Here is an 11214-nt window from a genome sequence, read left to right on the forward strand (position 1 = left end):
ACAGTGGCCGACTTCCGCACCGAGGTGTTCCAGAACGAGTTCCTCTCCGACGGTGCCACGGACGTGCACGCGATCGTCACGGTGACGAGCTCCGGCGCGGGGACCGCCGCGACGAGCAGCGGGGGTATCGCGGAGCTCGTCATCATCGACACCTCGGGGTCGATGAGCGGCCCGAACATGGACGCCGCCAAGTACGCGGCGCAGGTGGCCGTCGACCAGATCGCCGACGGCACCTGGTTCGCGGTCATCGGCGGCAGCCACGTGGCCAACCGTGCCTTCCCGTACCCGAACGCGCCGGTCGCGATCGTGCAGATGGAGCCGGGCGCCCGCGAGGAGGCCAAGCGCGCCATCTCGTACATGCGGCCCTCCGGCGGCACGGCGATGAGCACCTGGCTGCGGCTGGCGGACGCGATCTTCGCCGAGGTGCCGCAGGTGGCCCAGAAGCACGCGATCCTGCTCACCGACGGGCGCAACGAGTCGGAGCCGCGCGGGGAGCTGTCGTCGGCGATCAGCGCCGTCACCGGGCACTTCCAGTGCGACGCGCGCGGCGTCGGCTCCAGCTGGGAGGTGGCCGAGCTGCGCGAGATCGCGACCGCGCTGCTGGGCACTGTGGACCTGATCCGCAACCCGGCGGACATCGCGGCGGACTTCAAGGCGCTGGTCAACGAGTCCATGTCCAAGGGCGTCGCCGACGCCGAGCTGCGCGTCTGGGCGCCGCAGGGTGCGCAGGTGCTCTTCGTGCGCCGGGTCGCACCGACCGTCGAGGACCTCACGGCGCGCCGCACCGAGGTGAACGCCCTGACCGGCGCGTACCCGACCGGGGCGTGGGGTGACGAGTCCCGCGACTACCACGTGGCCGTCCGGGTGGCGTCCAAGCCGGTGGGCTCGGAGCAGCTGGCGGCGCGCGTGCAGATCGCGGTCGGGGGCGACGTGCTGGCCTCCGGGCTGGTCAAGGCGCGCTGGTCCGACGACAGCTCGCTGACTGCCCGCATCAACCCCGAGGTCGCGCACTACACGGGCCAGGCCGAGCTGGCGTCGGTCATCCAGGAGGGGCTGGCCGCCAAGGCGTCCGGCGACGAGGCCACGGCGACCGTGAAGCTGGGCCGGGCGGTGCAGCTGGCCGCCGAGACCGGCAACGAGGAGGCCACCTCCCGCCTGCGGCGCGTGGTCGAGATCGACGACGAGGAACAGGGCACGGTCCGGCTCAAGCGAAACACCGACAAGCTCGACGAGATGGCGCTCGACACGGCCTCGACCAAGACCACCCGGGTTCGCCGGTGAGCACCGTCACCTGCCCCAACGGTCACCCCTCGACCTCGACCGACTACTGCGACGTCTGCGGCTCACCCATCGAGGCGGCCGTCGTCGTGGAGGCGCCCGCGCCCGCTGCCCCGTCGGGAACGGCGACGACGTGCCCGCACTGCGGGGCGCCCGCCTCCTCGCTCGCGCTGTTCTGCGAGGTCTGCGGCTACGACTTCACGACGGGGACCGCGCCGGCCCCGATCGCAGCACCGGCCCCGGTGAGCACCCCGACGCCGGCTGTCGAGGCCCCGGCGGCCTTGCCCACCCCCGCCCCTGAAGGCGAGGACTCGTGGGTCGCCGAGATCTGGATCGACCCCGACTGGTACGCGGTGCAGAAGGCCGAGGACCCCATGCCGTCGGCGGGGCTGCCGGGGCTGGTCCCGCTGCGGGAGCGCAGCGTGCTCGTCGGCCGCCCGTCGGCGTCCCGCAACATCCACCCCGCGGTCGACTGCGGGTCGGACTCGGGCGTCTCCCGCCGGCACTGCCAGCTCAACACCGACGGTCAGCGCTGGTGGGTGGAGGACCTGCAGTCCGCCAACGGCACGTACGTCAGCCGCGCGGGCGACCCGCTGCCCACCACCCCGATCCCCGCCGGCCAGCGCCGCGAGATCGAGGACGGCGACCGGCTGTACGTGGGGGCGTGGACGCGCATCGTGATCCGGACGGCGCTCCCCGGGGAGGTCTAGACCGATCCGGTCTCGATGCCGCTCTCGCCGTGCGCGCGTGCGCGGTGGTCGGCGGCGACCGCGCGGGCGGCGACGAGCGCCAGCAGCAGCCCGATGGTCAGCGCGCTCGCGTGGCCGGCGTCGGTGAACGTCCGCATGATCGCACCCGGCAGCAGCCAGTAGACCGCCGTCGCGCCCAGGTACCACCACCGCCAGCGCGGCGGCACCGCGAGCACGAGGAACCCCATCGCCGCGGCCATCACATAGCTCACGCCGACGTCGGTGGCCGCCGCGACGCTCTCGTCGACGAACCCGTGGAAGATCCCCGTGGCCAGGCCGGCGGCGACCACGAGCCCCGCGCCGACGTGACCGGCGAGCCCCACCACCACGGACGCGAGCCGGCCGACGAACCGCTGGAGGTACGCCAGCACCACCAGGAGCTGCACCACCAGCGCGAGGCCCCAGATGCTCTCGACGACGAACGCGCTGCCGAGCATCGACACGAGCGGCTCGGCCCGGAGGTTGTCGAGGTTGGCGCTGACGCGGGCCAGGATCTCGGCGGTGCGCTCCTCGGGCTGGAGCATCACGACGAGGGTCACCACGGTGACGGTCGCGCAGTACGCGATGGCGAGGTCGGCGTGCGCGACGGTCCGGCCGACGTCCCGGAGGACCGCGCGGACGGTCTCGCCCGTGCCTCGTCTGCTCGGCGCGGGCCGCCCGTCGGTCATGCCGGTCACGCTAGCGCCGTGCCGCGTCGCCACGGTGATCGCCACCGCCGGTGCGCCGGTGCTAACTTCCGAAGAGCGCCAGGTCCGCGCATCGCCGCCGGACCGGCCTCGGGGGGTCTCGTGGCTGAGCAGACCGACGGACGCACCGCGGTGCGGGTGCTTGTGGTCTCCACGATCGGCTTCCTGGTCAACTTCTGGGCGTGGGCGCTGATCAGCCCGCTCGGCGGCTCCTACGGGAAGGCGCTCGGCCTGACCGGGGTCCAGCAGTCGGTCCTGGTCGCGGTGCCGGTGATCGTCGGGTCGCTGGGCCGGATCCCCGTGGGCGCCCTGACGGACCGGATCGGCGCGCGGACGATGTTCCCCGCGGTCACGCTGCTGACCATCGTGCCCGTGCTGTTCATCGGGTTCGTGGCGGACACCTACCCGGCGATGCTGGTGGGCGGCTTCTTCCTCGGGCTCGGCGGCACGGCGTTCGCCATCGGGGTGCCGGCGGTCAACGCGTGGTTCGCGCCCGAGCGGCGCGGGACGGCGCTCGGCATCTTCGGGCTCGGCATGGGCGGCACGGCGATCTCCGCGTTCACGACGGTACGGATCACGGACACGTACGGGCCCGAGGCCCCGTTCGTGCTCGTCGCGTGCGTGCTGGCCGTGTACGCGGTGGTCGCTGCGCTGCTGCTGCGGGACAAGCCGGGCCGTCCGACCCCGCAGGGCTCGTTCCTGGCGCGGACGTGGGCGACGGCCCGCATCCCCGCGACCGGCCAGCTCTCGCTGCTGTACGCGATGGGCTTCGGCGGGTTCGTCGCGTTCAGCGTCTACCTGCCCACGTACCTGGTGAACGCGTACGATCTCAGCGCGAGCGACGCCGCGGCCCGCACCGCCGGGTTCGTCGTGCTGGCCGTGGCGATGCGACCAGTCGGGGGGACGCTCTCCGACAAGGTCGGCCCGGTCCCGGTGCTCATGGTGGCGTTCGTCGCCGCGGCGGTCCTGGCCCTGCTCGCCGCGCTCGAGCTTCCGCTGGTGCCCGGCGCGACGATCGCGTTCCTCGGCCTGGCTGCAGCGCTCGGTGCGTCCTCGGGCGCAGTGTTCGCGCTGGTCGCGCAGGTCGCCCCCGCGGACAAGGTCGGGGCCGTCACGGGCATCGTCGGAGCCGCCGGTGGCCTGGGCGGCTTCTTCCCGCCGCTGGTCATGGGGGCCGTCTACGACCAGGTCGGCGACTACAGCCTCGGGTACGTGCTGCTCGCCGCGAGCGCGCTGGGCGTCGCCTTGTTCACCTGGGGACCGGTCCGTCGGGCCGCCCTCGCACGTGCCGCCGAGGTCTCTACCGCCTGAGGAGCCACCATGACGATCGAGCAGGGACGCCGGCCGGGCCTGGACGAGGGGGTCGTCGAGGCGCTGCTGCGGACGCGGCGCTTCCTGCAGAAGAACGAGGTGTCGGCGGACCTGCGCACCCTGCACCAGATCGGCGGCCGCGACGCGGACACGTTCTACCGGGACCGGTGGAGCCACGACAAGGTGGTGCGGTCCACCCACGGCGTGAACTGCACGGGATCCTGCTCGTGGAAGGTGTTCGTCAAGGACGGCATCATCACGTGGGAGGCCCAGCAGACGGACTACCCGTCGACCGGCCCGGACCGCCCGGAGTACGAGCCGCGGGGCTGCCCGCGCGGAGCCGCCTTCTCCTGGTACACGTACTCCCCGACGCGGGTCCGGTACCCGTACGTGCGCGGTCTGCTGCTGGAGATGTACCGCGAGGCCAAGGCGCGACTCGGCGACCCCGTGCTGGCGTGGGCGGACGTCGTCGGCGATCCCGTCCGGTCCGCCCGGTACAAGGCGGCGCGCGGCAAGGGCGGGCTGGTGCGGGCGTCGTGGGCCGAGGCCGTCGAGATGGTCGCGGCGGCGCACGTGCACACGATCAAGGAGCACGGCCCGGACCGGATCGCGGGGTTCTCTCCGATCCCCGCGATGTCGATGGTGTCGCACGGGGTCGGCGCCCGGTTCTACGCCCTGCTGGGCGCCCCGATGCTCTCGTTCTACGACTGGTACGCGGACCTGCCGGTCGCCTCGCCGCAGGTGTTCGGCGACCAGACGGACGTGCCGGAGTCGGGCGACTGGTGGGACGCCGGGTACCTGATCATGTGGGGCTCGAACGTGCCCGTGACCCGCACCCCGGACGCGCACTGGATGGTCGAGGCGCGGTACCGGGGGCAGAAGGTCGTCGCGGTGTCCCCGGACTACGCCGACAACGTGAAGTTCGCGGACGAGTGGCTGGCCCCGGCGCCCGGCACCGACGGTGCGCTCGCGATGGCGATGGGCCACGTGATCCTGCGCGAGTTCTTCGTCGAGCGCAGCACGCCGTACTTCGACCGGTACGTGAAGCAGTACACGGACCTCCCGTTCCTCGTCGCTCTGGAGCCGGACGGTGACGGGTTCGTGCCCGGCAAGTTCCTGACTGCAGCGGACCTGGGGGAGACGTCGGAGAACGCGCAGTTCAAGACGGTCCTGCTCGACGAGACGACCGGGGAGCCGGAGGTGCCCAACGGCTCGCTCGGCTTCCGGTTCGGCGCGCAGGGCGAGGGGCGCTGGAACCTCCACCTCGCGTCGGTGTCGCCGCAGCTGAGCGCCGCGGGCGCCGGGTCCGGGACGGCGGCCGTCACGCTGCCGCGATTCGACGCGGTCGACGGGTCCGCCGGGAGCATCGTGCGCGGGGTCCCGACGCGGCAGGTGGCCGGGCGCACCGTCACCACGGTGTTCGACCTGCTGCTCGCGCAGTACGGCGTCGGCCGCCCGGGGCTGCCCGGCACCTGGCCCAGCGGGTACGACGACGCGTCGTCCCCGTGCACCCCCGCCTGGCAGGAGGAGATCACCGGGGTGCCTGCCGCCAAGGCGGAGAAGATCGGCCGCGAGTTCGCCGCCAACGCAGAGGAGTCGAAGGGCCGGTCCATGATCCTCATGGGCGCCGGCACCAACCACTGGTTCCACGCCGACACCATCTACCGCGCGTTCCTCACGCTCACCACGCTGTGCGGGACGCAGGGCGTCAACGGCGGCGGCTGGGCGCACTACGTCGGCCAGGAGAAGGTCCGCCCGATCACCGGGTACGGCCTGTACGCCAACGCCCTGGACTGGTCCCGACCGCCGCGCAACATGATCCAGACCGCCTACTGGTACCTGCACACCGACCAGTTCCGGTACGACCACTTCGGCGCGGACGCGCTCGCGGCGAGCAAGGCCGGCGGGCTGTGGGCCGGCATGACCACCGCGGACGTGCTCGCGCAGTCCGCCCGCCTCGGCTGGATGCCGAGCTACCCCACCTTCGACCGCAACCCGCTGACGCTCGCCGACGACGTTGCCGCCTCGGGCACCCCCGCGGGGGAGTACGTGCCGGCGGCGCTGCAGGACGGGTCGCTGCGGTTCGCGGGGGAGGACCCGGACGCCCCGGAGAACTTCCCGCGCGTGCTGACCATCTGGCGCTCCAACCTGCTGGGCAGCTCCGCCAAGGGCAACGAGTACTTCCTCGAGCACCTGCTGGGCACGGACTCGTCGCTGCGGGCGCAGGAGGCGCCGCCCGAGCACCGGCCCCGGGACGTCGTCTGGAGGGACGAGGCGCCACGGGGGAAGCTCGACCTGCTGCTGACGCTCGACTTCCGGATGACGTCGACCACGGTGTTCAGCGACGTGGTCCTGCCGGCGGCGACCTGGTACGAGAAGTACGACCTGAGCAGCACCGACATGCACCCGTTCGTGCACTCGTTCAACCCGGCGATCTCGCCGCCGTGGCAGACCCGCACCGACTTCGACGCGTTCCACGAGATCGCGCGGGCGTTCAGCGCGCAGGCCGCGACGCACCTCGGGGTCCGTCAGGACCTGGTCGCGGTGCCCCTGACGCACGACACCCCGGACGCGATGGCGACGCCGTCGGGGATCGTGCGCGACTGGAGGGCGGGCGAGTGCGACCCGGTGCCGGGCGTGACGATGCCGAAGCTGGTGGTCGTCGAGCGGGACTACCCGGCGGTCGCGGACAAGCTGGGCGCCCTCGGGCCGCTCGCGTCGTCGCTGGGCGCCACCACCAAGGGCATCACGTTCGACCTGACGAAGCCCATCGACTATCTCGGCCACAAGAACGGGCTGGTCCGCGGGGGCGCGGGCGACGGGCGGCCGTCGCTGCAGCGGGACGTGCACGTCTGCGAGGCGATCCTCGCGCTGTCGGGCACCACCAACGGGCACCTGGCCACCGAGGGGTTCCACACGCTGGAGAAGCGCACAGGGCGGAAGCTGGCCGACCTGGCGGCCGAGCACGAGGGCAAGCAGGTCACGTTCGCGGACACGCAGGCGGCGCCGACGCCGGTCATCACGTCCCCCGAGTGGTCGGGCTCGGAGTCCGGGGGCCGGCGGTACTCGCCGTTCACCATCAACGTCGAACGCCTCAAGCCCTGGCACACCCTGACGGGCCGGCAGCACTTCTTCCTCGACCACGACTGGATGACCGAGCTGGGGGAGAACCTGCCGGTGTTCCGACCACCCCTGAACATGGCGGCCCTGTTCGGGGAGCCGCAGATCGGGACGAACGGCGAGCTCGGCATCGCGGTGCGGTACCTGACCCCGCACAACAAGTGGTCGATCCACTCGGAGTACCAGGACAACCTGCTGATGCTGAGCCTGTCCCGCGGTGGACCGGGCATCTGGATGAGCCAGAAGGACGCCGACACGATCGGCGTCACGGACAACGACTGGATCGAGGCGGTCAACCGCAACGGCGTCGTCGTCGCCCGCGCGATCGTCTCCCACCGGATGCCCGAGGGGACGGTCTACATGCACCACGCGCAGGACCGGCTCATCGACGTGCCCCGCTCGGAGACGTCCGGGAAGCGGGGAGGCATCCACAACTCGCTGACCCGCATCCTCATGAAACCCAGCCACCTCATCGGGGGCTACGCGCAGCTGACCTTCGCGTTCAACTACCTCGGCCCGACAGGCAACCAGCGGGACGAGGTCACCGTGATCCGCCGACGCTCGCAGGAGGTGCAGTACTGATGCGGATCATGGCGCAGATGTCGATGGTGATGAACCTCGACAAGTGCATCGGGTGCCACACCTGCTCGGTGACGTGCAAGCAGGCGTGGACCAACCGGGCCGGCACCGAGTACGTCTGGTTCAACAACGTGGAGACGCGTCCCGGGCAGGGGTACCCGCGCACGTACCAGGACCAGGAGCGCTGGCAGGGCGGGTGGACGCTGAACAAGCGCGGCCGGCTCAAGCTCAAGGCGGGCGGCCGGCTGAAGAACCTGGCGACGATCTTCGTCAGCCCGAAGATGCCGTCCCTCGACGACTACTACGAGCCGTGGACGTACGACTACGAGACGCTGACCACGGCGCCGCTGCAGGAGCACACCCCGGTGGCGCGGCCACGTTCCCTGATCAGCGGCGAGCCCATGCAGATCGGGTGGAGCGCCAACTGGGACGACGACCTGGGCGGCAGCGCCGCGACGGCGGTCAGCGACCCGATCCTGGCGAGGGTCTCCACGAGGATCAAGCTCGAGTTCGAGCAGACGTTCATGTTCTACCTGCCCCGCATCTGCGAGCACTGCCTCAACCCGTCCTGCGCCGCGTCGTGCCCGTCGGGGGCCATCTACAAGCGGGCCGAGGACGGGATCGTGCTGGTCGACCAGGACCAGTGCAAGGGGTGGCGCAAGTGCGTGACCGGGTGCCCGTACAAGAAGGTCTACTTCAACCACCGCACCGGCAAGGCGGAGAAGTGCACGTTCTGCTTCCCGCGCATCGAGGTGGGCCTGCCGACGGTGTGCTCCGAGACGTGCGTCGGTCGACTGCGGTACCTGGGCCTCGTGCTCTACGACGCCGACAAGGTGCTGGCGGCCGCGTCGGTGACCGACGAGCACGACCTGCTGGAGGCCCAGCGCGGGGTGTTCTGCGACCCGCACGACCCTGCCGTCGTGCGGGAGGCCGAGCGGGCCGGCATCCCGCGCGACTGGATCGAGGCCGCGCAACGCTCCCCGATCTGGTCCCTGATCAGCACGTACAAGGTGGCGCTGCCGCTGCACCCGGAGTACCGGACGATGCCGATGGTCTGGTACATCCCACCGTTGTCGCCCGTGGTGGACGCGGTCGCGGAGACGGGCGAGGACGCCGAGGGCAAGGGCAACCTGTTCGCCGCCATCGACCAGCTCCGCATCCCGGTCGAGTACCTCGCGGAGCTGTTCACGGCGGGCGACACCGTCCCGGTCACGGGCGTGCTCAAGAAGCTCGCGGCGATGCGGTCCTACATGCGGGACATCTCGATGGGTCGCGACGCCGACCCGTCGATCCCCGCCGCCGTCGGCATGAGCGAGCAGGACATGCTCGACATGTACCGGCTGCTGGCCATCGCCAAGTACGACGAGCGGTACGTCATCCCAGCAGCGCACGCGGAGGCCGCCCACGGCCTGGAGGAGATCGCCACCGAGTGCAGCCTCGACTACGAGGGCGGCCCGGGCATGGGCGGCTCGGGACCGTTCGGAGAGGGGTCGGGGTCGAACACCCCGCTGGCGGTGGAGAACTTCCTGGCGCTGAAGGACCGGCAGACGGCCGACGAGGTCACGCCCTCCGGGGGCCAGGGCGGCCGCGTGAACCTGCTCAACTGGGACGGCAAGGGCTCCCCGCCGCCCGGACTGTTCCCCGAGCGGAAGGACCCGTCGTGAAGCGCGACGACGCCCGTACCCGAGCTCTCACCCATCGGATCGCCGCGCTCCTGCTGGAGTACCCGACGAGCGAGCTGGTGACCCAGGTGCCCGACCTGCGCGCCGCCGCGCCGACACCGGCGTTCGACCCCCTGTTCGACCACCTGGGCACGACCCCGCTCACCGCACTGACCGCCGAGTACGTCGACACGTTCGACCTGCGTCGCAAGGTCTGCCTGTACCTGACCTACTACGCGTACGGCGACACCCGGGAGCGGGGGATGGCGCTGCTCGCGTTCAAGCGGGCGTACCGGTCGGCGGGCCTGGAGGTCAGCCCCGAGGAGCTACCCGACCACCTGTGCGTCGTGCTGGAGTTCAGCGCCACCGCAGACGTCGAGGCGGGCACCCGGCTGCTGCTGGAGCACCGCGCAGGCCTGGAGCTGCTCCGGCTCGCGCTGGTCGACCGCGGCTCTCCGTGGGCCGGTGCGCTGACCGCCGTCTGCTCGACGCTCCCTGCGCTGCGTGGCGACGAGCGCGAGGCCGTGGCTCGGCTGGCGGCGGAGGGCCCCCCGGGGGAGCAGGTCGGCCTCGAACCCTACGGAGCGATGGCGGCGGCCCCGCGATGAGCGGCGTCCTGCTCTGGGTGGTCATCCCCTACGTGTGCCTGGCGTTCTTCGTGCTCGGCCACGTGTGGCGGTACCGGTACGACAAGTTCGGCTGGACCACGCGCTCGTCGCAGCTGTACGAGAGCCGGCTGCTGCGGTGGGGGAGCCCGCTGTTCCACTTCGGCATCCTGGCGGTGTTCTTCGGGCACGTGATGGGTCTGGGCATCCCGGAGAGCTGGACGTCCGCCGTCGGGATCTCCGAGGAGCTGTACCACGTCATGGCGGTGACGATCGGGGCCGTGGCGGGCTTCTGCACCCTCGTCGGCCTCACGCTCCTGATCTACCGGCGTCGCACGGTCGGGCCGGTGTTCAGCGCGACCACGCGGATGGACAAGGTCATGTACCTGTTCCTCGCACTGGTGATCCTGCTGGGCGTCTGGAACACGGTGGCCGGCTCGGTGCTCAACCTCAACGGCGAGTACGACTACCGGACCGGGGTGTCCGAGTGGTTCCGCGGCATCTTCCTGTTCCAGCCGAAGCCCGAGCTGATGGTCGACGCGCCGTTCGGGTTCCAGGCGCACGCGATGGTCGCCATGCTGCTGTTCGCGCTGTGGCCGTTCACGCGGCTGGTGCACGTGCTGAGCGTGCCGATCTTCTACCTGTGGCGCCCGTACGTGGTCTACCGGAGCCGGTCCGACCGCACGGGGAGCCGGGCCGCGCGACCCGGCTGGTCGCCGTCGGACGACCGGGTGCGGCGCTAGTCCCTCGGCGGGTGCAGGCGGTCCGTCGCCTCGGCCAGCACGCGCTCGAGGACCGCGTGCCGGTTCAGCGCCTGCAGCAGGGCGACGTCGTCGTGCCCGCGCAGCGCGTCGTCGACGGCGTGGTGCGCCTTGCTGGTGGCGGACGCGAGCTGGAACCACGTGGCGCCCGCGACCTCGCGGCGGATCTGCGCCTCGGTCTGAGGCGGCCCTGCCTGGTGCTGATCGACGACGGTCATGTCCCCGACCTCCTTCGTGTCCGTGCGCTCCCCATGCTGCTCGCCACCACCCACACGACCGGGACGACACGCGCGAGCACTACCGACAAAGAGCGCGTCGACGTCGGCCACATACATTTCTCGGCCCCGTGACGGAGGCCTTTCCGGGTGCTTTTCGGAGCCCTTTCGACGGCGCCGTGGCAGCGCGTCCACGCAGGTCACAGACTGCGCTTTCCGTCGGCTCTGTACCGCGGAAGACGACGGAAG

General features: G+C 71.6%; 9 protein-coding genes. 7 read left to right on the top strand and 2 right to left on the bottom strand.

Annotation, left to right across the window (positions count from 1 at the left end; translation table 11 throughout):
• The first annotated feature begins 3 nt into the window (after window positions 1-3).
• On the top strand, window positions 4-1281 hold the full coding sequence (locus J2X26_RS17080; protein WP_307493905.1) for a vWA domain-containing protein: 1278 nt from the start codon (window positions 4-6) through the stop codon (window positions 1279-1281).
• Entirely contained in the window at window positions 1278-1988 is a 711-nt protein-coding gene (locus J2X26_RS17085; protein WP_307493906.1) for an FHA domain-containing protein, read from the top strand. The genes J2X26_RS17080 and J2X26_RS17085 overlap by 4 nt, the downstream gene beginning before the upstream one ends.
• Here the strand turns inward: J2X26_RS17085 and J2X26_RS17090 are convergent.
• The gene (locus J2X26_RS17090; protein ID WP_307493907.1) at window positions 1985-2695 is read right to left on the bottom strand and encodes a rhomboid-like protein; all 711 of its coding nucleotides are present in this window, start codon (window positions 2693-2695) and stop codon (window positions 1985-1987) included. The two genes, J2X26_RS17085 and J2X26_RS17090, sit on opposite strands and share 4 nt — an antisense overlap.
• Before the next feature lie 120 nt (window positions 2696-2815).
• On the opposite strand from J2X26_RS17090, the gene J2X26_RS17095 reads away from it, so the two are divergent.
• From J2X26_RS17095 to narI, 5 genes are read left to right on the top strand one after another with little or no spacing between them, the layout of a single operon-like run.
• Entirely contained in the window at window positions 2816-4024 is a 1209-nt protein-coding gene (locus J2X26_RS17095) for an MFS transporter (RefSeq protein WP_307493908.1), read from the top strand.
• Window positions 4025-4033: 9 nt separating this feature from the next.
• On the top strand, window positions 4034-7726 hold the full coding sequence (locus J2X26_RS17100) for a nitrate reductase subunit alpha (protein WP_307493909.1): 3693 nt from the start codon (window positions 4034-4036) through the stop codon (window positions 7724-7726).
• A complete protein-coding gene (gene narH / locus J2X26_RS17105; protein WP_307493910.1) occupies window positions 7726-9387 on the top strand; it encodes a nitrate reductase subunit beta in 1662 nt (553 codons plus the stop codon). The genes J2X26_RS17100 and narH overlap by 1 nt, the downstream gene beginning before the upstream one ends.
• Window positions 9384-9992 carry a nitrate reductase molybdenum cofactor assembly chaperone gene (gene narJ, locus J2X26_RS17110; protein ID WP_307493911.1) on the top strand — a complete coding sequence of 203 codons (609 nt, stop codon included), beginning with the start codon at window positions 9384-9386 and terminating at the stop codon, window positions 9990-9992. The genes narH and narJ overlap by 4 nt, the downstream gene beginning before the upstream one ends.
• Window positions 9989-10732: a respiratory nitrate reductase subunit gamma gene (gene narI, locus J2X26_RS17115; RefSeq protein WP_307493912.1), complete on the top strand. Its 744-nt coding sequence runs from the start codon at window positions 9989-9991 to the stop codon at window positions 10730-10732. The genes narJ and narI overlap by 4 nt, the downstream gene beginning before the upstream one ends.
• On the opposite strand, the gene J2X26_RS17120 is transcribed toward narI, so the two are convergent.
• Window positions 10729-10968, bottom strand: a complete 240-nt coding sequence (locus tag J2X26_RS17120) for a hypothetical protein (RefSeq protein ID WP_307493913.1) — start codon at window positions 10966-10968, stop codon at window positions 10729-10731. The two genes, narI and J2X26_RS17120, sit on opposite strands and share 4 nt — an antisense overlap.
• Window positions 10969-11214 lie beyond the last annotated feature (246 nt).

Origin of the sequence: Cellulomonas humilata (assembly GCF_030814415.1) — a bacterium.
Classification (GTDB): Bacteria; Actinomycetota; Actinomycetes; order Actinomycetales; family Cellulomonadaceae; genus Cellulomonas; species Cellulomonas humilata_A.

Excerpts from the sequence above, each read along its gene's own strand:
- J2X26_RS17090 (WP_307493907.1), bottom strand. The coding sequence starts at position 2,695 with ATGACCGACGGGCGGCCCGCGCCGAGCAGACGAGGCACGGGCGAGACC.
- J2X26_RS17100 (WP_307493909.1), top strand. The coding sequence starts at position 4,034 with ATGACGATCGAGCAGGGACGCCGGCCGGGCCTGGACGAGGGGGTCGTC.
- narH (WP_307493910.1), top strand. The coding sequence starts at position 7,726 with ATGCGGATCATGGCGCAGATGTCGATGGTGATGAACCTCGACAAGTGC.
- narI (WP_307493912.1), top strand. The coding sequence starts at position 9,989 with ATGAGCGGCGTCCTGCTCTGGGTGGTCATCCCCTACGTGTGCCTGGCG.
- J2X26_RS17120 (WP_307493913.1), bottom strand. The coding sequence starts at position 10,968 with ATGACCGTCGTCGATCAGCACCAGGCAGGGCCGCCTCAGACCGAGGCG.